The organism is Leptospira noguchii serovar Panama str. CZ214, assembly GCF_000306255.2.
GTDB lineage: Bacteria > Spirochaetota > Leptospiria > Leptospirales > Leptospiraceae > Leptospira > Leptospira noguchii.
Window position 1 is genome coordinate 336565 of the sequence record NZ_AKWY02000004.1, and the last position, 23165, is coordinate 359729.

Sequence of the window (23165 nt, forward strand, 5' to 3'; positions counted from 1 at the left end):
TATTTATGATTAGAAAAAATATTCGAAATTTTGCATGGATCCTTTTTTTGTTAGAGCTTGGTTGCAAAACAAATTTTAATGATTTTGACAGAAGAATTTACGTCGTTGAGGGATTAAAAAAACAGCATTCTCAAGAGGAAAAATTTTTAGAAAAACGAAAACGAATCGGCGTTTCGGAATTTCCACTCGTAACAATCCAAGAGGGAATCGGAATCCCAGATCTATTTTTAAGAAAAACCAAATTTTCAGAAGTGGAATCGAAATTTGGAAATCAATATATTAAAAATTACTTATACTTAAATGAAGGCGAAAAAAAAATCCGTTATGAATCGTTGGGACTTTCTCTTGTTTTTCGAGATTACGAAGACATCCTTCTAAAGGAAATAGAGATGGAACCCCCATTTCAAGCGGTCACTTCCAAAGGAATCATATTAGGAAAAAGCACCTTACAGGAAGCAACCGTTGCCTATGGGGGAGAAATTATGTGGGAGATTAAGGAAGATTCTTATTGGTGCATCCGTTGTAATTTTAAATATTATAATGATGGAATTCGATTTTGTGCCAAAAAAGATCCATCGATCTTTCCGGAATATGATCCGTCTAACAAAACGTTCTACCTGAAACAGAAAATTCAAAAAATCTATATATTCTAAAAGGAGGCCATACCTATCAATCAAACTTGATTGACCGCACGAATCGCAGAGGCAAGAGCGCCTTAACAGATCTATGATATATTAGAATTTGACCCATAGTAAAGAACATATTACTTTGCTGTGTTATCCTATCTTAAGATTCGTATTAATTAACTCTTTATACTTGGAGTGAAAGTAAAAATTGCTTTTCAAATATAGAACCGATGGAAATTTCATTAAACCCAATTCGATAACAATAAAGTTTACACCACTTTGCCAATAATTTTGAATTAGAGTGAAACCGTATTCTGAATTTAGCATTACGTTTTTATAAATTATTTCCTCATTTTAAATCGAAATTTTAAATCGAATTTAGATTATAATATGGAATGAAATCACCGCGCAAATAAGATATATTGAAGCATAGAAATTTATCGAAGAATCCTAAAAGAAATCGTATCTTTAGAAGTTTTTAATTTCCGTTTAAAATGTACTATAGTTTCTATAAATTCAATCGCGTTTGTGGTTTTGATGGAATGTTTTGAGTTTAATTTGAAATTTTACTTAAAATTAAACTCAGTTTTTTTATGATCCGAAAAATTATTATCTTATTTTTAATCGTTTTAAATCTAAACTGTTTAACATTCCGTTATATGAAAATGCATAATAATGATCGCGAGGATGAAGCATACGTTCCTTATACAGGAACTTTTGCTAACGTTGGGCTTATTTTGTTTGGACCACTTATAGAGATTACTTTACCGGGAATGTTAACGAAAGAAGAAAATTCAAGTTTTTTGGTCTTTTGGCTTTCTCGTTTTATTGATTTACCTCTTTGTCTGATTGCAGATACTGTTTTGTTGCCAGGGACTCTTCCATATTACATATACGTAAAGTCTGGGAGACCTTGGTCGAGTCGTTGGTATCATAGAAAATACGAAGAAAGGGTACCTTCTTTCCGAAAACAAAATCCGCCTTATATTGCTCTAAAGTCGATCATTAGCAGCAACGATCTAACAGCCCTTCAAAGATTTTTAAAGTCATACGATGTTGTAGCACTTGAAAAAAAGATCAGGTACTTACAAGAAGAAGACTTGCTTCCTTATGAACATTCGTGGACTTACAATTTTTATTCTGATAAGGTTGGGATCATAGATTATATTACCTCTTTCGCTTCCAATCAGACTACTTTCAGAAATAAAACTATTAATCCAGGAGATCGGCTTGAGGTCGTATATACTCTTTATGAAGAATTTCGAAAGGATCCGGAATTAGAAAAAAAGTATTATGATACGGTTTGGAAAGCTTACTTTTCATCGGGTGAAATGAATGAAAATCCTACGATATTCAAGAAAGTCTTCCAGGAATTTTCTGGTAGAAAAGAAATCTCTGATTTGCTTAAATCAACCGCTTTAGGATACTTTGAAAAGAAATCCCCACAAACTCACGATCTAATCTTAAGTCTAAGACAAACTCCCCAACAAATTTCGGAAGGTTGGTATGAAAAAATCGATCTTTTAACGGAAATGGATGATCTGCTTCAAAAGAAACCGGACTTGCAGAAAGAATGGAGACAAACCGCCTGGAGTTCCGCTATTTCCTCCGGGGTGATCGTCCATCGCCCGTTAATACTTGAAAAAGCATTTAGAGAGTTCCCTAAGGAAACCGCAAAGTCGGCCCTTAATTTATTTTTGAACGCCGATAGGAGCAAAAACCGTCAATCGATAGATATTATCGTAAAAAATCTAAAGGATGCGGACGGTTTTCCTTTGGAACGGCTTACGGAAGAAACCGTTATAAATATATTAAAATATTCTAATTTAGTAGAAAAACTACTTCAGACCGGTTGGGATCCAAATCATATTTTGAAACGGAAGGAATGGATATACAAAGTAGGAAACCAAAAAATTACAGTAAAAGAGGAAACTTCTCTTCTCATACTTTCGATACAAAACGTTTTCGTCCCTGCGGAAACGTTTCAGATTCTACTGAAATATGGAGCCAAACCCAATTTAGGAGTAAAAAAATACCATCTTGGAAAAAGTGAATATGAGTTACTTTATCCGATGAACGCCGCCCAAGAAGGATTAGGTTATGTAAGCGAAGCAACAAAAAGGAAAGTTCTCACGGACTGGACGGAATCGCCCCTGAAAGAATTTCACGTAAAATATCCGATCTATCCCGTTCTTCAGTCTTATGTAGAAGCAAAAAACGTCCAGGCCGTTGAAAAAACGTTAGCCGGCATCGATTTGATTTCTATGGAAAAGGAAATGCTTCGACTCCGAAAAGAAAATCTTCTTCCTATTCGTGTCCCTAGATTCCGTAGAGACGAAATCAGAAAAATAAGTATTTTAGAAAACGTATCTTCTCTCGCGACTGCATATTTCAAGTCCGAAGGAACAAGAGAATGTCTGACCGGAAGACATTCCGAAGCGTTCGAAATTCAAAAGATATTCTACGATGTGATCGGAAAAGATAAAGACCTGAAACGATTCTTTTTGGAAAACTTAGGAAAAAACGGAGTCTTTCGAAAAGATCCCTTTAAGGAAGAGCCCGTCTTTTGTGGAACTTATGATAAAATCTGAGATTATATACAAACAAAGCGAACCAAGGCATTCCCGATCTAAAAAAATCACAGCATACGTTTTGGTAGGTATGCCAGGCGATGATTTAGAATAGGGAACATAAAATCAAAAAACAACAAAGTATTATAAAGAATTCTTATGGGAAACCTCTGTTTTACGACATTCGAGAATTCTAAAATCTATTCTATAGAGGTTTCCAATCGATAAAATTCTACAATAATAAAAGGAGCTTTCCTATTATGACCAGAAAAAACATTCAAAAATTTGCATGGATCCTTTTTTTACTTGGATTTAGCTGTAGAACCACATCCAACGATTTTGACAGAAGAATCTACGTGGTCGAAGGATTGAGAAAACAAAATTTACAAGAGGAGAAAAATTCGGAAAAGCAAAAACAATCCACCACTCTCAATTCACCAATAGTAACTATCAATGATAGATTCGAAATTTTGGATTTAACTATACATGAATCACTATTCAAAGACGTGGAATCTAAATTCGGAAATCAATATATTCGAAATCACTTTAATTATGAAGATATAGAAATAAACTATGAATCTATCGGGGTTTCTTTTGTTTTCGATAGTTATAGTGAAAAAATACGTCGAATAAGAATAAAACCTCCATTTAGAGTAATTACTTCTAGAGGAATCACTTTAGATAAAAGTACGTTACAAGAAGCCATGGAAGCCTATGAAAGAACGATGTATAAACCAGAGGGATATGTAACTCGGAACATTGAAGAAAAGCCTTATTTATGTGTAGGCTACGGCAATTTCCACTATTATCCGGTTCGTATGATCTATTTTTGTGTAGAAAAGAATCCCTCTATTCCCGAAAGCTCAGTTGACAATACCTTTTATCTAAAACAGAAAATTCAAAAAATTCATATAGGCTATATAGGCTCTAATGCAAAATAACGAAAAGTTCAAACTTGATTGACCGCACGAATCGCAGAGGCAAGAGCGCCTTCGACAGTTCCGTTTAATTCCGCAGTGTGCTCCCCTGCAAAAAAAATACGATCCATCGGCTTTAAAAGTGAAATGATCGATCCGTAACTTCCCGGAGGAAACGTTGCAATTCCAGTTGGAACAAATTTAGATTGAGAAGTTTCACTGCTTTGAATCCTAAGAACCTGCAATTCCTTACCTTGTCCCAAAGATTCCAACGCAAGACGAATATATTCCACTTTCATCGCGTCGGTAGAAGAAGCCAACACGTCGTATCGATCCCCGGTTGAAATCATTCCTAAAATCTTATCTTCCGAGTTAATCTTAGTTCCTGCGTCGTAAATAAAACCGGCGACCGAATCGGAATACGCCGAGAAATTTCCCCTAGTCCAAGGAGCTTCTCGAAGTATTAAAAAAGTCTTATATATTCTAGAATATCGAATCCGCAAAGCAGACAACTTTTTTTCCTTATCTAATTCTGGTTCCCATTGAATCGTTGTTAGTTGATTTGCGGGTAATGTAGAAATACAAGCGTTTCCCTCTATTTTTTTTCCGGAAACGGTGGTCACAGTCACCTTACCTTCTCCTTGAGAAACGGAAACTACCGGATCCGAAAAAACAATTTCCGTATTTTCCAAAGATGACACAAGCGCCCTTGTTAACGTTTCCATTCCTCCTTCTATACGGGTGTTGTATTTCGGAAAGTTAGTTAAATCGGATAATACTTTTTGTGCCGATAATGAACGAAGAGAATCTCCATAATATAATGAATATTTAAAATTTAGAAGATTCAAATCCTCCGGACTCATTCCTTGATAATTTAAGAAGTTATAAAAACTAATCCGATCTAATTCCTGCTGTTGAGTGGAATTGATTTTAGAATTCATCTGAACGAGCTTATTTAAAATTTCTTGAGACTTAGGTGATATATCCCAAGTTCCGAACTTGCGATAAGACCCTAAGAACAAATCGGACTGAACTTCAAATTGGGTTGTTTTCAACCCAAGTTCTCGAATTAAACTTTTTGCGGTTCTATGTTCTGCCTGAATCCATTCAGCTCCTAAATCCAAAAAGTTTCCGCTAACATCCGTTACAGTTCTGATTCTTCCCCCAAGTCGATCAGTCGCTTCGATGAGTTGGACCTTAATTCCGGTTTTACTTAAAAGATAAGAAGCATATAAACCGGAAATTCCACCTCCCATTACAATTACGGTTTTGCGAGACGACGTTCCTTGAGCACTTAATTTTATTCCTGGAAGGCCGGAAATTCCAGCCGCAGTTAAAATTCCGAGTTTAATAAACTCCGATCTGCTTAGTTTCATTGTTTTGTCCGATTTGAATGTCGATTTCTTATTTTATCTTCGGTTAAAAATTTGTTTTTTTGGGAAAGATTTTAAGAACCTGTTCTAAAACTTTAAAATATAGGAGCTACGAATCAATCTTCTCAAAATCGAATGCATTTGAAATTTGTGGGAACTCATGCAAAAATTTTTATAACAAAAAAATTCTAAAACTGTAAATCATACAATACGACGATTTCTGTAGGAACTCATACATTTTTTTAAATTCAAAAATGATTTTGATTTTAAATAGAAAAAAATTTTTTAATTTTCTAAAACCAGGGGTTCCTACATTTGCAGAGTTAATCTGTAAAACCCTAATTACCCAGAATTACATAATAAATCACCTTGAATTTGCACGCCAATTGTCACTTAGGCACTAATTTTCAAAAACCTATTCATTCGTTTATAAGCCATTTCAAAAATATTTTGAATCATCAGGATCGGCATTTTAAACAAAGATAAATTATCTTTGAGAACAGTTCGTGAATTTTCTCAAAGTTATTCCAAATCCATTTCTCAGAAAAATCCTTGCATAGAAAAGGCTTCTATTTTCCTTTGGTCCTTAAGCTTTCAGGGAGGAAGTTGGGTGTAATTCCCACGCTGACCCGCAACTGTGAATTCGATTCTAATTGAATCGATCAGCCAGATCTTCCCCGCGAACACGTCCTCGAGGTAGGGACCGTTCGGTACTCGCTTCTGCATTTTCCTGCATCCGCGATGGGGCCCCGAAAGACGGAAATCGGAGAGGGGTCCGAGCGGAAATATCCACCATAAAAAAATTCGTTTTCGCTTAGAACTGTTTCTAAATTGAATTTGAATATTCTAAATTTAGAATCCGTTTTCTCTTCTACAAAAAAAATTATAGGTGATTACATGAAACGTAAACCATATTGGAAATTTTTTATTTCAACTTTTCTTATATTAGGATTGTTGAATTGCTCCCCATCGAAAGAAAACAATGATGACGAATTACTTCTTCTTGGAATTTCGGTTCAAAACTACTGGGAAATCGAAGGAACTTGGAATTACTTCAATGGAACTAAAAGTTATGCCGGAGATCTTTTTAACGAAAACGGAACTGTTTTGGTAGGTCAGTACATTATTACTAAAACTAAAATGACTCGAGATATAAGAGATACCGGATTCGGGGCAAGTAAACTAATCGGTGATGTCATCGAAATCGACCGTTCTAAAAAAGTAGTCTATGTTCAATTTACCCAAGATTCTACTTTTTCAAAAGGAAAATTCGCTTGGTATCGTTGGACTTCAAAAGACGGTTATTATTACATCTGCCCAGACCTTTCTGGTGTGAACAATCAAAATACATTAGAACAAGCTAAAGCAGACAATTTGGATAACTTCACCGATACCACCAATATCAATGCTGGATGCGGTTTGAACAGTGGATTTGATCCTGCCCCTTGGAGCCGTTTAGAAATTAAAACTAACTAAAATTTTTTAATAAATACGAACGATTTAAATCGTTCGTATTTATTAAGTATTTATTTTAAAACTTATGAAAAAAAACATCTTCACTTGTAGTTTAATTCTTTTTTTCCTTTTTTATTCATGTAAGGAAAGTTCATCTGACAATTCAGAAACACTTGCAGCTTTACTTTTACTAACTCAAACCCAACAACGAACTTCTGAAATAAGTCCTTGCAAAGATAGATTTGCAATCGACCAAGTTGGAATTTATAATGCAAAAGAAATCATAAGCGCGCCTGCGCATACCGGAACAGGTTTTCAAGATTCTCGTTGCGCGGTAGACGGAATTTTAGGGCTTGGAAACTTTAACGGCTCTCTTGATGTTTTCACTTTAGATACAAACGGTGCCGGAGCTTCGTTAATTTTAGGCTGGAACGGTAAAAAGGTTCAGAATACGGTCGGAACAGATTTTATTGTTTTCGAAAACCCATTCCAACAAGGTGGAAACCAAAACACAGTTTTTTTAGAACCCGTCATTGTAGAAGTAGGTAACGATCAAACCAATTGGTGTGGTTGGGATCCTACATATGTCGGAGGTGGCGCGTTTTCTACCGATCCGGCAAATTGGTTACGGTTTGCTGGTTTGAGATATGTAGATTATAATCAAATCACAAATCCAATGAACTCCGCTTCCTTATTCAACATAGGAGGGGGAGACGGCTTTGATCTGGGAGACGCAAACTTTGGGAATTCGGGAACAGGTTGTAATGGAGCCCTCAGAGCGGATCTCCAAAATAACGGTTTTTTATACGTAAAACTGAGTTCTGCAAAAGTAATTTTGCCTGCTCTTCAGATCCCAGGTGCTAATGAGAACCCTGACATAGATGGGGTAATTGCAAAGCAGTTAAATTAATAATATTAGGAAAATTGCATGTATAAGTTCAATTCAGCTTTACGTCATATCAAATTCAAACTCGCGTCTGACAATACAATTTCAGTGTTAGGTGTTATTATTGCCGGAATTTCCAGATTCCTACCCCACCCTGCCAACTTCACTTCGATAGAAGCCATGACCGTTTATTCCGGCGCCCGTTTACAAAGTTGGAAAGCGTTCGTTTATCCGATGTTCATGTTATTTGTTACTGATTTCATATTATCTCAAATTCACGGATTTGCTTGGTTTTACGATGGTCTTCCTCTTGTATACTGTTCTATTCTCATCAACGTTATCTTAGGAAGATTTTTTTTAAAAGAGAATAATAAACTCTTACCTGTGTTAGGCGTTTCTTTAGTTGCAAGTATTCAGTTTTTCTTTATTTCTAATTTCTCAGTCTGGGCTTTTTCTTCTCTTTATCCAAAAACGATCGAGGGTTTATCAACTTGTTATATCGCGGCACTACCTTATTTTGGAGGAACCCTATTTGGTAACCTGATCTACACTCCCGTTCTTTTCGGAGTATTGGATCGAGTTGAGAGGAAAATTAAAGCAAATTTTAAAAACTCAATCATCAAAACAGAAGAGGAGTTTCTCTTTGAACCCAAACCAACTTTCTACAAAACTACAAAACAAAATTGATTTAAAAACAAAACCTCCAGGCTCTTTAGGAACACTTGAGTCGATTGCGCTCCAAATTGGCTTGATTCAGAATACCGATTCTCCAGAATTAAAAAATCCTCATATTCTCGTTTTTGCAGGCGATCATGGTCTTGCTGAATCAGGAGTAAGCGCTTTTCCAAAAGAAGTCACCTATCAAATGGTATTCAATTTTTTGAATGGAGGAGCAGCCATCAACGCATTCTGCAAACAGAATTCCATCCAACTCAAAGTAGTAGACGCAGGAGTAGATTTTAAATTTACTCACGAAATTGTTTCTCTTCATCCCGACTTTATAGACGCCAAAATAGGATTCGGAACCAAAAACATACTGATGGAACCGGCGATGACAAAAGAAGAATATAATCAAGCTTTAGAAAGTGGCGCCAAAATTTCCACAACCTCCGTATCAGAAAATTGTAATATAATTGGATTTGGAGAAATGGGAATTGGAAATACTTCTTCAGCAAGTTTGATTACCGCAAGTCTTTTAAACAAAGATTTAAAAGAAGTTACCGGAAAAGGAACCGGATTAAACAATCAAGGATTTCAGAAAAAAATTGAGATTTTAGAACAATGTTTTGAAAAGCACAAAACCAATTTGAAAACCACTTCCGACGTTTTACAAACATTCGGGGGTTTTGAAATTGCCATGATGGTAGGGGCCATGATTGATTCCGCAAAAAAAGGAAGAATCATTTTAATAGACGGATTTATTGCAACTTCTGCTTTTTTGGTAGCTCAGAAAATGGAACCTTCCATATTAAAAAATGCGATCTTTTGTCATAAATCCGTCGAACCCGGTCATTCTTATTTATTAGAAGAATGGAATATAAAACCTCTTCTTGATTTGGGTCTCAGACTTGGAGAAGGAACCGGATGTGCAATCGCATTTCCAATTCTTGTATCCGCTGTAACTTTTTTAAAAGAGATGGCTTCTTTTGAAGCCGCCAAAGTGGATCAAAAACTTTGAATAAACTCCGAGAAGAATGGAACCGTTTTTGTGCTTCTTGGATGTTCAATACCAGACTTCCACTTCCCCCATTTTATGTTTATTCCGAATCTGCACTTTCTAAATCTTCACGTTATTTTCCTTTGATAGGTTGGATCGTTTCTGCGGGAACGTCTTATGCTACCTATTTTCTTTCTTGGATTTTACCGATTGAAATTTCCATAATCCTTGGAATGATCTTAAGCATTTTGATCACGGGAGGTTTTCACGAAGACGGACTTGCAGACGTTTGCGACGCATTCGGAGGAGGTTGGAGTAAGGAAAAAATTTTAGAGATTATGAAAGACAGTAGAATCGGAACGTTTGGTTCTATAGGTTTAATTCTCTCCTTAGGTCTTAAATATTCATTACTCGTAAATCTCTTCCAAATCTCTCCTTGGATTTTTTTATTTACCTCTTGGCTTTCACATTCCGCAAGCAGATGGTTTGCCTTAGTCTTAATGATGTTGATCCCTTACGCAAGAAAAAACGATCTATCTAAATCCAAACCGATGATTAAAAAACTACCTCCTTTCGACTTTGCCCTTTCTACATTTTTCGGATGTTTTCCTGCAATTTATTTTTCTTACCAATTCCAAAATCAAATTCCAAATATACTTTTTGGGTTTTTTCTTTCTTTTATATTCGTTTTTTATTTTAGAAATTTTTTTAATAAATGGATTGAGGGTTTTACGGGAGATTGTCTTGGATTTACCCAACAAGGAACCGAACTTTTATTCTATTTAGGAATTACAGTTTCATGGAACTTTATCTAATCAGACATACCACTCCAGAAATTTCACAAGGAATCTGTTACGGTCAAACAGACGTTCCTTTAATTTCCGACTTTCATTTAGAATTCCGATCCGTTCTCCAAAAAATCAACATTGCCCTCGATCAAATTTATTCTAGCCCTAGTATTCGTTGCCAAAAATTAGCTGAGTTTCTTAAAGACCAATATCTAACTAAATTAGAATATTCAAATTCATTGATGGAATTAAACTTTGGATCCTGGGAAAAAAAACCTTGGTCTGAAATTCCAAAAAACGAATATTCCTATTGGGCAAAGGATTTTGTAAACTTTAAAGTCCCCAACGGAGAAAGTTATCAAGAGTTATACGAAAGGGTTTCTAAATTCTTAGATAAAGTTTTATATTCTTTTTCGGACGAAAAAATTGGAATTATCACCCACGCCGGAGTCATTAGAACCGTTCTTTGTAAACTTTTAAATATACCATTGGAACGTGGGTTTTATTTCGATCTGAACTACGGTTCCATAAACAAAATTCTCGTAGAAAGAGACGGAATGGATTTTTTTTCCAAATTAATCTTCTGGAATTTTTAAGTCTGTTACAGTTTTTTTTCAAATTACTGATATAATTCTTAAAAACTTGTCCGTAAAATTTTAATATTCCTTACCAGTTCATTAAAAAACGTGTGGCAACTAAAACAAACTTTAACATTTTAAGACTTTGTTATTGATTTTAGAAAAAATCTATCCGTTCAATACAAAATTAATGATATTCTAATGTATTTATCAATAGAGTTATTGAAAAATTAGTCCCCTTCTGTTTTATGGAAATACTCAACTGAAGCAATTTTGTTAATAGCCACTATGAAATTTTTTAATAACTCTAATTAAAACTTACAAAACAATTACTTCTGAGATATAGAAAAATTTTCTAATATATAACTTTTTCAAAATTTAGGTTCAATTACTTTTATGACTAAAATACATTTTAAAATTTCTTTTTCAGGCGAGATCATCTCCCATAATTTTAAATTTTTAAGTCTAATAAAGAAAATCTTGTATCTTACGTTTTTGGAAAGGTTTCCAAATTCTATTGGATTTATAATTTTTATTTTACTAACTGGAACAACCATATCTTCAGAAGATCAAACACCATCCCAATTGTTTATAATAGATGCTTCTGGATCTATGAATGAATACTTAGGAATTTATCAAAAAATTCATTTAGCTAAAAAACACGTTAGTCGTTATGTCTCTACTCTTCCACAAGAAACTGAAATTGGTTTTTTGGCATACGGAAATCGTCTTCCAGGATGTTCGTCCTCAAGATTGTATCAACCTTTAGAAGTGGGAAATCATGATACTTTCAAAAATCGACTATTTAGCCTGACTCCCTCGGGCGCTACACCTCTCGCAGAATCAATTAGAATCGCAGGAACCTTGATTTCGCAGAGAAAAAAGGAAACCGAAATTATTTTAGTGACGGATGGAGTGGAAAGTTGTTACGGAGATCCTAAAAAAGAACTTCAGACTCTCAAACAAAAAGGAGTTCCATTTCGATTTCATGTCTTAGGACTCGGGCTCAAACGTCATGAAGAACTACAAATGAAAATTCTCACAGAAGAAGGAAACGGGAGATATTTCGGTATCGAGGACGATTCTTCTTTTTATACCGCTCTCGATTCGCTTAAAAATCCCTCCGTTACAACCACATTCCAAAAACCAAACGAATTGAGCGTAAAACCTAACAACGATTTAATGGTATGGTTTGAAAAAATTTACAGAAATCAAGAATCGGATTCGAAAGTGGAATATACGATCGACTTCGGTTTTAAAACTAAAAACAATCCGAAAAATTGTGTAATATTAAATCTAAAACAGAAAACGAATTCTTCTCACCAAAGTTTAGGCCCTAAAAGAATCTCTTCTCCCGAAGCCTTAATCCTAAATAAAAGTGCGTGTTTTGACGTTTCAGAGGGTAAAGGAATGATTACGATTGAAATTCCGAAACAAAATTCTATTATCGGAGTTTTAGAACTTTGGGATATGACAGGAATCCCTTCTCCCATAGAAATTTCAAAAGAAGAAGAAATACGTTAGACGTCACAGTATTAAGTCAAAGTCCGCTGGAAAACTTACCCTGTATTTAAGTTTGATTTCTTGTTTTTGATTTGGTTTTAAGTCCAGTTTCCATTCTAAAATTCCAGAATCCTTTTTGATTTCCGAATGTCCAGGAGTAGTATTAGAATCAATTAAAACTTTCACATTCTCTACTCCGGAAACCGGAATCGATTCTTGAAATGAAATCGTTCTGGATTCTTTTCCAAAATTTTCTAATTCCACTCGAATAGATTTTTCAATTATCTTAGTACCAGAAAGAATTCCCTCTTTAGTTTGATTGGATTCCTTTCTATAAATCGCTCTGATTTCGTTTTCAGAACCGAATGAAATTTCTGCTTTTTCTCCGGGACTAACATAACCAAAGTTAGACGTTCCCACCATACCGGCTTGGCGAAATACGGCAACTTCTCCGGGAAGAATAGGAAATCCAGATACGTTTTTAAAAATTCCTTTAATGAGCGGATAACGTTTCAAAGAAGGCACGTATAAGGTTGTAAATGCCGCCTCCGTAACAAATGAAGCCAGAGATATTTTTTTGGATTCTTTCCTTGAAAGAAGAGTAACCGGTTTAGAATAACGGAATAAAAAGCCACTTCCAGATTCTTCACTACGCCCAGTCATCTCGGCTTCGGGGGATTCCACTTCCGGAGCTACATTCGATTCTTCCGCTAAATTTTGGCCTTGAATAGCAACAATTCCGTCCTTGTTAGTTTGTTTTTTTTGATCATATAACCTTTGACTGGAAAGACGAGGTCTTCTTCCACTTACGTCTGGGCTAGAAGTAGATAATAAAAGATTAATATTCTTCCAATCTTCTCCGCTTTCCTGGTTAATTTCTGCAAAATATTCAAATTCTACCTTTTCTTTTCCGTCCATACTAACCGAATAAAATGGCTTCCAAGAAACCTTTCCGGACTGATACGTAAGATTTAATCTCCCTTCCTTTTTTTCGGTTCCGGTAAAACTAACGAGGATCTTAGTCATTCTGGAAGATTTTTCGGATAGAGAAAGAATCACGTTCATCTTACCTTGCAACTCTGAAAGTTTTTTCTTAAGATCTTTGATTGTACGACTTACTTCTTGATTAGAACTCAATAAAGTTTGAATGGTTTGTCTATTTCCGGAAAAAGTTTGAAACCATTTTTTAGAATCTGCTTCGTTCTTTTTGTAAAATAGGTTTTTAGAAATCATTTCCGTTAGCTTTAATCTAATATCTATAAGTATCTTTTTCAAATTTTTAAGATTAGAATCATTACTTTCGTAAACTTCGATTTCCTTTTCTAAAACGCGGATCTTTTTTTGTAATTCCAAAGCTTCTTCGTTGTGAATAATAGATCCGGTTTCTATCCAAGTACTAGAACCAACAACGGAACCTCCTGGAACCTCCACCGAAGCAACCAAGGATTCGTCTTGAAGTGCAATCGGTAAGTTCCTAATTATGAATTCGTTCATTCCAGGATCTAAATCTATTTTGCCACTTCTTAAAATTCCAGCAGAAGACTCGTACAAAGTTACGTCCTGAATTTTTAACTCTACTTCTTTTGCATCTAAAGAGAGATTTATAAAAATAAAGAACAAAGAAAACAAAAGTCCGTTTCGAAAAAATTCAATATTAAGATTCCTTTTTAATAAAATAAAACTGAATTTTGAGACACTTCGTAAGTAAAAATTGAATTTAAAAATAGGAACTTTAAATATTTTATATATTAAATTTTTCATATTAATATCCTCCGGAGCCAGGAGTTCTAATCAGTCTATTTTCTGAAGGATGACTTATAGAATATTCAAATTCTATAATTTTCCTTCCTCCAGAAGGAAGTTCTATATTGTAAGTCAAAATTCCTTCTTCGTTTTTTGAAGGAATATCCTTTCCAAATTCAAGTTTAATTTCCACACTATCATCCACAGTATAAGGAATACGATCGATTAGAGTTAACATAACGTTTCTTTTTTTACGATTTCTAACTTCGATACTCACTTTATATTTAATTTTTGTGCGGGAAGAAATCATCCCTTCCTTTTGTTCAAAAGAAGTTTCTCTTCGATTTACAAGAATATCCCGATCTTGACCGAGTTCCATTCGAATCCTTTCACCTGGTTTACTCGTGTTAAGAACAGTGTTTCCCAAAAGAGTGTTTCCGGAAAAAACTTCCATAGGTCCCGCCAACAAAGGCTCCCCCTCCGAATTTGAAGCTTCTACTGTCAGATAAGCCCCAGAACCGGAAAGCGGAGACGTAAAATAACCAGGATTTAAAATAAGAGATTTCTTCTTTAGAAAAACCTTATTGAAAGATCGGTCAGAAGAAATCGTCTCTGAGATGCCGGAAGTGTATTGATAATCAAAACCTTCTAAAAGAGTAGGTGGAATCAAACCACCTGGAACTTTTTGAGAAGAAAGAATTAAATTTCCTTTACGAAGAAGTTCTTCTGTATATGTCTCGATCGAATTGAGTTCTTTACGTGAGTAATCTGAAAGTTTAGAAAATTTTTTCAGAGCCTCTTGTCCGTAATAGTTTGCTTGATCATACCTACCATCATTGAAGTTATCTTGCTGATTTGCTAAATCGTTTTTAAGTTGATTGAGATTATCTTCGGTTTTAATTGAATTTTGCCGATTGGAGTAATTGTCCTGAAGGATTTGACGCGATTGTTTAATCGGAGCTTGAGAATTTTTATATGCGGAAACGTTTTGTTCGTAAGCATTTGACTTAGAAGCCGCAACCGACTTTTTTTTCTTTGGGCTTTTTTCGGTCTCCGTTTCTTTTTTAAGAACTTCTTTTTGTGCGAGGCCTCGAAATGAATCATTTTCTTCACTTGCATATTCTTTAGAATCTTCCACAGAAGTTTGTGTTTGAATTCTCCATTCTCTTATAATTGGAAGATCAATATCTAAATCCGGATTAGAAGCTGTAAAAAAAAGTTTTACCTTTTCCCAATCCTCACCCGTATCATTTCGAACGAATGCAAACCAACTCAGATGACCATTTCTAGATTCATCCATAAGTTGAAGAGAATATTTAGGATACCAACTCGCACCTGAAATTAAATATTTATATTCGATTGAAGTTTCTGCATCTTCAGAAGTTTCCACTTCTAAATAGATTTCTTTTTTTTGTTTTGTTTCTAATCGGCCTAGATGATCTAAACGAGCATCCACTACCAAACCCTCTTCACGAACTCTATCTAAAACTTCTAATTTTTTTTGACGTATTAAAGATAACTGATTTAGATATTCATGATATTGTTTTTGAAATCCGGATAAGAATTCTGGATCAGCAATTTCTTCTTGAAGAGAAGGTTCTTTTCTAATTGTAGGAGAAATTTTTACGATCTCCTTTTCTTCTGCGATTAACTCTTGAACTTCAAGACTCAAAAGTTCAATCTGATCGTTAAGAATTTCTTGTCTTTTTAAAAGAGAAGCAATTTCTTTCGTTCTTGCCTTTCTTTCGATTCGAGTTTTACTACGGATTCCAAGAATTTTAATTTTTTTGGAGGAATCCGGAAAACGAACCGAAACTGTTTTTTCCGCAACTCTACCTGGAATTTCTCCTAGATAAATTTCGGAATTCCCTGCTTTTATTTTGGTTCTAAGATTTCTAGTAACATAAGCAAAACTGGAATACAAGGTCACGGATTGAATTCGAGAAGGTTCTACTTTTTCGATAGTTTCCGTGATATTGATTTGATCTTCATTTTCTTCCTGACTTTTTACCGAAGAAACCGTTAAGATGGAAAAGACTAAGAGCAGATTTATAAATATTTTTTTTCCAATTGACGTTCGTAAAGTTAATCTATTCATACGTTTTTCCCTCCTTGAAACCCAATTGAATCAAGTTGGGTTTAAAACCAAAAGCCTGTCATAAAACCTCAAATTTAAACAATCGTAAATCATTCTGCAATCTTAATAAATGTGGTAGTTCCCACAAAAACCGTCTCTTTCTTACAAAACGGCTTTGGGATAGTCTTTTTTGTTTTTATATTTTTGTAAGAATTCCTACAAACTCGAACCAATCTATTACAATTATTGAAATTTCTTAATTTTTTTTGCCGTAAATTGTGAGTTTCGGAAATTTATTTTAATTAACGTGAATTCATTATAACGTGAAAGGGATTGATGCAGGGAACTCAAGCCACGCTCTCTATCATAACCAACCCCACAATTAAAGAGGATTTTAGAATCAACGTACATTTTTCAAGTGTTCCGACAAGAATGAGTCTTTTTACTTGCAAAAAGTATGTTTTTCTGATATAGAAAAGGCTCTCAAACCTTTCCAGCTCCCACCTGAATACGACACATGGGAAGCAATTCATTGAGTTACCACCAAAACGCGGTGGGACCGATCTTTTTTACAGAGGATTTGTCGTAGGTACGACAAATTTATTTTGAGATCTAAATGTTTGTAGGGTTGGTTACAGGATCGCGTTAGACTTAAACTGCGCTTTTCTGAACTCAGCAAAACGCTCTCTATGGATCTCACTCTATATAAAAACTAAATAATATTATTATATACTATTTTTTGAATGCAATTGATTAAACAGTTTTTCTTAAGTGAAATTCAAGTTATCTCAAAAATATTATAGAAGAATCAAAATCGACATTTTAAGCAAAGATAAAGTGTTTTTGAGATAACTTCTAGAAATTTACAATCATTATTATTCGGACAATCATACTATGCCAAGCTTGTTTTAAAACTTAAGAACGTAGGATCTATTTTAAAAAAGCCAACAATTCCATGTTAAATGTAATTTTTGAGAACTTCTACATCTTTGGAAAAAGAATGTTATGATTTTATACTTTTAGGAAATATATTTTCAAAATATATTTTCATAAGATCGGCAAAACGAAAATATCCAATAAACCGATCTCCGTCCACGATCGCAATTTTATCCATATCCCGAGCAATTAAAATTTTTAAAAGAGCGGCTAATGTATCCTCTGGTTTTCCGAAAGGCACAGATCCGTCCGTAACATCCCCTACTGTAATTAGGTTAGCAATAACATCTCTCGATTCTAAAGTGTGCCTTACTTTTCGAAGGGATAAAATTCCTAAATATCGGTTACTTTGATCCAGAACCACGTAATCGCTCGCTTGAATCTTTAACGCCTCTTCTTCTATCTTGGAAAGTAAAATATGATCGTAAGTCACCGCAATCGTACGCAATCTACTCTTCCAAGTTTTAACCTGGATCTCTTCTAAAAAATCCCGATTCATATCCCAAAAATGTGCAGGAGATTGAAACCTATTTTCTTTTTGCGCACGATACAGACTCAATTTATGACTTAACACGAACGTTAAAATCGAAACCACCATCAAAGGGGGAAGCAACATATAACTTCCGATCATTTCGCATATCATAATCATTCCAGCAATCGGAGCGCTTGCTACACCCGCATAAAAAGCTCCCATACCAACCAAAACAAACGACGTGACTGAAAGATCAGGATAAACAAATATTTTGGCGAGAGTTCCCACACCTCCACCTAACATCCCTCCTATGAACAAAGAAGGCCCAAACATTCCAGCAGAACCTCCGGTGCCGATAGTAAACGATGTGGTGAGTATTTTCATCCCGGCCAAAATGAAAAATAACACAACCAACCAAAGGCCCTTGCTTTCAAACATAGATGAAAAAATTCCCTGAGTCCCAACCGGATGTTTTCCATCTAAAACGACTTGAAGCACCCCCGCTCCGCTTCCAATTGTCTCCGGCAAAAAAAGTCCAATCGTTCCTACAACAATACCACCTAACGCAGGTTTAATGATAGGAGAAACTTTTAAACGTGTAGAGAAATGCTGAACTTTCCTAAAGATTCGGATAAAAACGTCTCCACACAAAAAACAGAGAACTCCTAAACCTAAATAAAAAATTAAATCTGTATATCTTGAAAACTCTGTGTTCGTTACCCGATATACTGTATGAAACCCGTTTAAAGCAGAATATACTAAGTAAGCCGAAACCGAAGAAATGATACAAGGAATCAAAGAATCACTTTCTATATCTTCTCTATAAATCATTTCCACCGAAGTTAACGCTCCACCTAACGGAGCGTGAAAGATTGCACCCAAACCTCCCGCGGTTCCAGCGAGTAAAAGAGTTCGTCTCGCTCTTGCTCCTGCTTTTAAAAGAGTTGCAAGCAATGACCCAAAACCTGCCCCGATCTGAGAAATCGGACCTTCCTTTCCCCCACTTCCCCCACTTGCAAGAGTGAAAACAGTGGCAATCGATTTGATCAACGAAACAACTGGATTCATCCTTCCTTCTAGATTGTGAAAAGAATCAATCATAGCATCCGAACCGGTTCCCCCAGATTCGGGTGAAAAACGATTTACAATCCAACCCGTAAGTAGGCCTCCAATGATCGGAAGAAAAAATAAAAGCCAAGGCCTATAATCATCCGAAAAAGGAATTTCCCAATAAGATATATCATTTGAGTCGATTAGAAATTCTCCAGAAGCGTGTGGAAGAGAAAGACCAGCGGCCCTATCTAAAAATAAATATTCACATACAGCTAAAATTCTGGAAAAAAGAAACGCCCCCAATCCGGAAACAATTCCTGTAATTATACAGTAAAAGTATAAGGATCTTCTTCCACTGATTCGAAAAATCGGTCGTTTTATTTCGTTCATCGGTAGGTATGTCCCATAAAATCAAAAAAGTGGTTCTAATATAAAAAAGAACATTCTAAATTTCTAAAGTATTTTCCAAAATTTAACTGTATTTCAAAACGCCATTTTAAGACATCATAAAAAATTTTCAGTAGAAAACACTCTTTTCATATTAGGAGAACCTATCAGATTTGGAAAAATCTTATTTCTAAAGTACTATGTAAGAATTTCTACAAATTACGTCGCCTTGTAGATTTATTGGCTTGTTGAACCGTTCCTTTCACAATTAAAAGTTGCAGCAGTTCCCACATTTTTGTGATAACCGTTAACTTGAAGTTTTATGCAAAAACCTGACTGAACAAAGATTCTTTTTGGATTTTATAAAAATTTTTTCCTTTTAGCTGAAATTTACTTCAGTAAACTTCTAATATCTAAAAGTATAAGATAATTCTAATAAACGATTATGAGTAGTAGTATCTTCCACGGCACCCGTCATACGATACAGCCTAGGAATCACAAGAGCTGCGATCACAACCCCTCCGTATTTAGTTTCAAAAACGTTCCCGCTCGGACCTTCTTTATTTAAAAGATTGTCCATCATGCTCTTTTTATCATTGTTATTCATCGCAAAATAATAAGCAAGCCCTCCGATCAACAAATCGGTAAGTAAATAAAAAGAAACCCTCATCAATGTATCGTTAGAAGTATAAACGGGAGACTTGCGAGAATTGTAAATTACGGATAACGCGGGAGAAATTAAATTCAATCCTTGGGATATAATATGAGATTTTTTTTCTAATTTTTCGATTTTATCATCGGGTGTTGCAGTTGTCACAGAACCAACTCCCATCGCGTCTTTTTTTTGTAATTCTTCCTTAAAATAATTTCGAAACAATTTTTCAATTCCGTATTTCGGAGCTTCTATTCTTATAATACTTACATTATCTCTCTTTGCAAATTCTCCCAAATAAATATCAAAAGAATATCTAGAATACCAAAGATTTGTATAATGATATTTGAATCCTTTTGTCTTTTTGCTGAGTTTTACGGAACCTTCCGCGAACTTATTCAACGCAGCTAAAATTTTTATGTTATTTTCTTCTATATTTCCATCAAGCTCGATCACTTCGGACGCAAAAATAGAATGATACGTTAGTAGAAACGGGACCGTTATCCAAAGGAATTTACGATACCAACTCACTAAATCTCACCACCTTTAATATAAGCAATCAATAACATGATGGAATTGTAACTAACGTGTGCCGATATGGAATACCATATATTTCCAGTTTTCAAATAAAAAAGTCCAAAAAACATTCCTACAAAACTAAGAAGAATAGGAACACTAACCGAAGTCTGCTCGCTATAATGAACCAATCCAAAAACAACTGAAGTAAAAAGAAGACCTGGAATTTCCAATCCTCTTCCTTGGAATTGTCTCAGACAAAACCCTCGAAAGAAAACCTCTTCCACGATTCCAGTAATTAAACCGACACTATAAAGAGACCAGAGCAATAAAGAACGGTTTCCTTTCATCGCTTTGAACAGAGCTTCTTGAAATTCATTTGGAGTTTGTTTTCCAAAAATTTTAGTAAGAAAAAAACCGAAAACGATTACAAATAAAAAAACTAAGGTCCCAAGCCCTGCACCTGTAAACATAGTCTTGAAATTGAAAGAATCGCTGAGGTTGGTGTATTCTGCTTTAAAAAATCGAACCAAAATGAAATAAGCAGGAAGTATAAAACAAAGAGCCCAAACCAATCGATCCACAATCAAAAGCCATGGTTTTTCCTTTACCATCACTTCTATATAACTCTGATGAATTTGTTTGGTATTGGTTTGAATTTCTTTCTGAAGTTTTTCAATCTTCTCTTTATAAATCTCCGCTCTTGTATTGCCGTCCAAGTAAGGAAAATCATCCGGTAACTCTTTCGAAACTAAAACGGTAATTACAATCGAAGTTGCGATCAAAGGAAGGAACACATAAGTTCCAAGAATCAAAACGAGAAGTTGTTGAAAGGCGATTATAATCGGTTCGAAAGGTTTTTTTTGCGAATTGCCAATATTTTCTAAGGATTCCATTGGATCGGGAGTCTCGGTTACAAGCATTTCTGTCTCTTTTTTTGCGTCATTGTTTTTTTAGAATCAACCGATTCTACAAGTATAAGACCATGAAACCTTCTATTAGGTATCCAATTGAAATCGTTCTATTCCTTTTCACGGCTCTTTTTTTTCACAGCAGAATCGATGCCGGTCAAAAACTAGAACTTCTAAAAAACTTAGATTACAATAATCAATCTGTAAAACGACTTAGGGAAGACGTTAAAACCAATTTGAAAGTTTCCATTTCCAATTTGGAAAGGTCGGAACTAACCTCACTCGAATTTTATAGATACGTCGTAAAGAAAGAAGACAACTTTTTTAAAATTATGGCTAGAACCGGAATGGATATAGATACAATCTCATCGGTAAATAGCCTTGCTTCACCTTATGATATTTATCCCGGAATGGAACTTTTGATTCCCAATATGCGCGGCATCTATGATTCGGATGAAACAGAAAACTCTTTTTTAATTCGGAAAAAACTTTCTAAAAAATACAAACTTGCAGAGAAGTTTATCTCTTTTGATGAAGATAAAAAACTTTGGTTCATTCCAGGGAAGGGACTTCCCAAAGAAGAAAGATCTTTTTTTTATGGGATGGCATTTTATCGCCCATTAGGAGACGAAGGAATTATCTCTTCTCGTTTCGGAAAAAGAAAAGACCCATTTACTAGAAAGGAAACCTTTCACGGAGGATTGGATATGGCAGCAGAAGAAGGAACTCCTGTTTATGCTTCTGCTGACGGAGAAGTTTCTTTCTCTAATAAAAAAGGAGGTTATGGAAATTTGATCATACTAGGTCATAAGCTAGGATACGAAACGTTATACGGACATCTAAGTTCTATATCAGTTCGTCCAGGCGAAAAAGTACATAAAGGTCAAAAGATCGGAGAAGTCGGTCAGACAGGAAGAGCAACCGGTAATCATTTACACTTCGAAGTCAGAAGATTCAATCAAAGACAAAAACCTATTTTTAGAGATCATGTTTAAAAGAATTATAATATTCCTTTTTGTTCTAATTTTCTTTTTTTTGTCCTTCTTGGTTTTTCTATTTTTACGTTCGAGTAAAAATACAAACGAATACGTAACAGATCCTCCTTTTGATCCTGGAAAAAATAATTATCTTTTAGAATCAGAATGGATTCATAAGGAAAATCTAAATCAACCTTATGCAATCGCAATAGACGCTCGCGGTTATGTTTACACTGGAACCGCGGATCATAAAATCGTGCGGATCCGCACCAACGAGAAAGCCGAAACCTTTAGCGTACTTTCTGGAAGACCTTTAGGGATGGTATTTGATTCTAATGGAAATCTTTTGGTTTGTGTGGAAGAAGTTGGAATCGTAGAAATCCGTAAAGACGGAACACAAAAAGTTCTTATCTCTAAACTTCCAGACGGTTCACCTCTTCGATTTCCACATGGAATTGATGTCTCTAAAAACGGAAAAATATATTTCACCGTTTCTAGCCGATCGCATTCATTGCAGGAATCTTTTTTAGAGGAACTTTTTTCCCGCCCAGAAGGAATGATCTTAACTGCGGATAAAGATCTTACATTAGAAATTTTGAATCAAGATTTGTATTATCCTACTGGGATCGCATTGTCTTCTAATGAAGAATTCTTACTCGTGTCGGAACCGTTTAAACATAGAATTTCTTCGGTTCCGTTATCGGGTTTAAAAAAAGGTACGGAGAAATTTTTTCTTACCAATATTCCCGGAATTCCCGCTTTAATCAGTGGAAACGGAGGTTTCTTCTGGGTTGGAATCCCATATCATAGAAATGAAATTTTAGATAAAACCCAAGAATATCCTGAAATTAAAAACCTGCTAACGGGTTTACCCGTTTTTCTTTTTGGAAAAAACATTCCACGAGGTTTAGTATTTGCTTTAAATGATTTTGGAGATATTACGGCCAATTATCAAGATTTTTCGGATTCTTCAGTTGCAGGTATTACCGCAGTTTTAAACCACGCTGGAAATATTTATTTGGTATCTTCGACTACCGGAAGAATCGCAAAGATGAAACCGATAATCGAAGAAATTCAATTTTTCTAAT

General features: G+C 35.1%; 19 protein-coding genes. 12 read left to right on the plus strand and 7 right to left on the minus strand.

Annotation, left to right across the window (positions count from 1 at the left end):
- Positions 1 to 5: 5 nt before the first annotated feature.
- The 3 genes from LEP1GSC059_RS02995 to LEP1GSC059_RS03005 all read left to right on the plus strand — a co-directional run bounded on the left by LEP1GSC059_RS02995 (position 6) and on the right by LEP1GSC059_RS03005 (position 4137).
- Positions 6 to 653: a hypothetical protein gene (locus LEP1GSC059_RS02995; RefSeq protein ID WP_004438912.1), complete on the plus strand. Its 648-nt coding sequence runs from the start codon at positions 6 to 8 to the stop codon at positions 651 to 653.
- A gap of 566 nt (positions 654 to 1219) precedes the next feature.
- Positions 1220 to 3217: a hypothetical protein gene (locus LEP1GSC059_RS03000; protein WP_017213727.1), complete on the plus strand. Its 1998-nt coding sequence runs from the start codon at positions 1220 to 1222 to the stop codon at positions 3215 to 3217.
- 239 nt (positions 3218 to 3456) lie between these two features.
- A complete protein-coding gene (locus LEP1GSC059_RS03005) occupies positions 3457 to 4137 on the plus strand; it encodes a hypothetical protein (RefSeq protein WP_004438904.1) in 681 nt (226 codons plus the stop codon).
- Positions 4138 to 4145: 8 nt separating this feature from the next.
- Here LEP1GSC059_RS03005 and LEP1GSC059_RS03010 read toward each other — a convergent pair whose 3' ends face one another.
- Together LEP1GSC059_RS03010 and LEP1GSC059_RS24510 are read right to left on the minus strand one after the other, a co-directional pair.
- Complete coding sequence (locus LEP1GSC059_RS03010) at positions 4146 to 5489, minus strand: flavin monoamine oxidase family protein (RefSeq protein WP_002177036.1); 1344 nt, start codon at positions 5487 to 5489, stop codon at positions 4146 to 4148.
- A gap of 591 nt (positions 5490 to 6080) precedes the next feature.
- The gene (locus tag LEP1GSC059_RS24510) at positions 6081 to 6212 is read right to left on the minus strand and encodes a hypothetical protein (RefSeq protein WP_004428615.1); all 132 of its coding nucleotides are present in this window, start codon (positions 6210 to 6212) and stop codon (positions 6081 to 6083) included.
- A gap of 105 nt (positions 6213 to 6317) precedes the next feature.
- Between LEP1GSC059_RS24510 and LEP1GSC059_RS03015 the strand changes: the two genes are divergently transcribed.
- From LEP1GSC059_RS03015 to LEP1GSC059_RS03045, 7 genes are all read left to right on the plus strand, one after another.
- Positions 6318 to 6962 carry an LIC13354 family exoprotein gene (locus LEP1GSC059_RS03015; protein ID WP_002177059.1) on the plus strand — a complete coding sequence of 215 codons (645 nt, stop codon included), beginning with the start codon at positions 6318 to 6320 and terminating at the stop codon, positions 6960 to 6962.
- A 64-nt stretch (positions 6963 to 7026) separates the two neighbouring features.
- On the plus strand, positions 7027 to 7851 hold the full coding sequence (locus tag LEP1GSC059_RS03020; protein ID WP_002177063.1) for an LIC_13355 family lipoprotein: 825 nt from the start codon (positions 7027 to 7029) through the stop codon (positions 7849 to 7851).
- Between the two features lie 18 nt (positions 7852 to 7869).
- The gene (locus LEP1GSC059_RS03025) at positions 7870 to 8514 is read left to right on the plus strand and encodes a DUF6580 family putative transport protein (protein WP_036056909.1); all 645 of its coding nucleotides are present in this window, start codon (positions 7870 to 7872) and stop codon (positions 8512 to 8514) included.
- Complete coding sequence (cobT, locus tag LEP1GSC059_RS03030) at positions 8471 to 9505, plus strand: nicotinate-nucleotide--dimethylbenzimidazole phosphoribosyltransferase (protein ID WP_017213722.1); 1035 nt, start codon at positions 8471 to 8473, stop codon at positions 9503 to 9505. The genes LEP1GSC059_RS03025 and cobT overlap by 44 nt, the downstream gene beginning before the upstream one ends.
- On the plus strand, positions 9502 to 10299 hold the full coding sequence (locus tag LEP1GSC059_RS03035) for an adenosylcobinamide-GDP ribazoletransferase (RefSeq protein WP_004438902.1): 798 nt from the start codon (positions 9502 to 9504) through the stop codon (positions 10297 to 10299). Before cobT ends, LEP1GSC059_RS03035 begins: the two co-directional genes overlap by 4 nt.
- Positions 10284 to 10868, plus strand: coding sequence for an alpha-ribazole phosphatase (gene cobC, locus LEP1GSC059_RS03040; protein ID WP_002177069.1), 585 nt, complete (start codon positions 10284 to 10286; stop codon positions 10866 to 10868). The genes LEP1GSC059_RS03035 and cobC overlap by 16 nt, the downstream gene beginning before the upstream one ends.
- Positions 10869 to 11246: 378 nt before the next feature.
- On the plus strand, positions 11247 to 12374 hold the full coding sequence (locus LEP1GSC059_RS03045) for a vWA domain-containing protein (RefSeq protein WP_017213721.1): 1128 nt from the start codon (positions 11247 to 11249) through the stop codon (positions 12372 to 12374).
- A gap of 3 nt (positions 12375 to 12377) precedes the next feature.
- Here LEP1GSC059_RS03045 and LEP1GSC059_RS03050 read toward each other — a convergent pair whose 3' ends face one another.
- The 5 genes from LEP1GSC059_RS03050 to LEP1GSC059_RS03070 form a co-directional block, all read right to left on the minus strand.
- Positions 12378 to 14114, minus strand: coding sequence for a mucoidy inhibitor MuiA family protein (locus tag LEP1GSC059_RS03050; RefSeq protein WP_017213720.1), 1737 nt, complete (start codon positions 14112 to 14114; stop codon positions 12378 to 12380).
- 1 nt (position 14115) lies between these two features.
- Positions 14116 to 16194 (minus strand): DUF4139 domain-containing protein, encoded by a 2079-nt coding sequence (locus LEP1GSC059_RS03055; RefSeq protein WP_020980253.1) that lies wholly within the window; start codon positions 16192 to 16194, stop codon positions 14116 to 14118.
- A 982-nt stretch (positions 16195 to 17176) separates the two neighbouring features.
- Positions 17177 to 19024, minus strand: coding sequence for a chloride channel protein (locus LEP1GSC059_RS03060; protein WP_017213718.1), 1848 nt, complete (start codon positions 19022 to 19024; stop codon positions 17177 to 17179).
- A 403-nt stretch (positions 19025 to 19427) separates the two neighbouring features.
- Positions 19428 to 20204, minus strand: coding sequence for a hypothetical protein (locus LEP1GSC059_RS03065; RefSeq protein WP_002177055.1), 777 nt, complete (start codon positions 20202 to 20204; stop codon positions 19428 to 19430).
- Positions 20204 to 21112, minus strand: a complete 909-nt coding sequence (locus LEP1GSC059_RS03070) for a CPBP family intramembrane glutamic endopeptidase (RefSeq protein WP_002177050.1) — start codon at positions 21110 to 21112, stop codon at positions 20204 to 20206. Before LEP1GSC059_RS03070 ends, LEP1GSC059_RS03065 begins: the two co-directional genes overlap by 1 nt.
- Before the next feature lie 62 nt (positions 21113 to 21174).
- On the opposite strand from LEP1GSC059_RS03070, the gene LEP1GSC059_RS03075 reads away from it, so the two are divergent.
- Both LEP1GSC059_RS03075 and LEP1GSC059_RS03080 read left to right on the plus strand, forming a co-directional pair.
- On the plus strand, positions 21175 to 22095 hold the full coding sequence (locus LEP1GSC059_RS03075; protein WP_017213716.1) for a LysM peptidoglycan-binding domain-containing M23 family metallopeptidase: 921 nt from the start codon (positions 21175 to 21177) through the stop codon (positions 22093 to 22095).
- Positions 22088 to 23164: an SMP-30/gluconolactonase/LRE family protein gene (locus LEP1GSC059_RS03080; RefSeq protein WP_020980259.1), complete on the plus strand. Its 1077-nt coding sequence runs from the start codon at positions 22088 to 22090 to the stop codon at positions 23162 to 23164. The genes LEP1GSC059_RS03075 and LEP1GSC059_RS03080 overlap by 8 nt, the downstream gene beginning before the upstream one ends.
- Position 23165 lies beyond the last annotated feature (1 nt).

What these genes read in the sequence shown, in the direction of transcription:
- LEP1GSC059_RS03050 (WP_017213720.1), bottom strand. Translation starts at nt 14,114, where the DNA reads ATGAAAAATTTAATATATAAAATATTTAAAGTTCCTATTTTTAAATTC.
- LEP1GSC059_RS03045 (WP_017213721.1), top strand. Translation starts at nt 11,247, where the DNA reads ATGACTAAAATACATTTTAAAATTTCTTTTTCAGGCGAGATCATCTCC.
- LEP1GSC059_RS03000 (WP_017213727.1), top strand. Translation starts at nt 1,220, where the DNA reads ATGATCCGAAAAATTATTATCTTATTTTTAATCGTTTTAAATCTAAAC.
- LEP1GSC059_RS24510 (WP_004428615.1), bottom strand. Translation starts at nt 6,212, where the DNA reads ATGCAGAAGCGAGTACCGAACGGTCCCTACCTCGAGGACGTGTTCGCG.
- LEP1GSC059_RS03010 (WP_002177036.1), bottom strand. Translation starts at nt 5,489, where the DNA reads ATGAAACTAAGCAGATCGGAGTTTATTAAACTCGGAATTTTAACTGCG.
- LEP1GSC059_RS02995 (WP_004438912.1), top strand. Translation starts at nt 6, where the DNA reads ATGATTAGAAAAAATATTCGAAATTTTGCATGGATCCTTTTTTTGTTA.
- LEP1GSC059_RS03020 (WP_002177063.1), top strand. Translation starts at nt 7,027, where the DNA reads ATGAAAAAAAACATCTTCACTTGTAGTTTAATTCTTTTTTTCCTTTTT.
- LEP1GSC059_RS03025 (WP_036056909.1), top strand. Translation starts at nt 7,870, where the DNA reads ATGTATAAGTTCAATTCAGCTTTACGTCATATCAAATTCAAACTCGCG.
- cobC (WP_002177069.1), top strand. Translation starts at nt 10,284, where the DNA reads ATGGAACTTTATCTAATCAGACATACCACTCCAGAAATTTCACAAGGA.
- LEP1GSC059_RS03080 (WP_020980259.1), top strand. Translation starts at nt 22,088, where the DNA reads ATGTTTAAAAGAATTATAATATTCCTTTTTGTTCTAATTTTCTTTTTT.
- LEP1GSC059_RS03075 (WP_017213716.1), top strand. Translation starts at nt 21,175, where the DNA reads ATGAAACCTTCTATTAGGTATCCAATTGAAATCGTTCTATTCCTTTTC.
- LEP1GSC059_RS03005 (WP_004438904.1), top strand. Translation starts at nt 3,457, where the DNA reads ATGACCAGAAAAAACATTCAAAAATTTGCATGGATCCTTTTTTTACTT.
- LEP1GSC059_RS03070 (WP_002177050.1), bottom strand. Translation starts at nt 21,112, where the DNA reads ATGCTTGTAACCGAGACTCCCGATCCAATGGAATCCTTAGAAAATATT.
- LEP1GSC059_RS03060 (WP_017213718.1), bottom strand. Translation starts at nt 19,024, where the DNA reads ATGAACGAAATAAAACGACCGATTTTTCGAATCAGTGGAAGAAGATCC.
- LEP1GSC059_RS03055 (WP_020980253.1), bottom strand. Translation starts at nt 16,194, where the DNA reads ATGAATAGATTAACTTTACGAACGTCAATTGGAAAAAAAATATTTATA.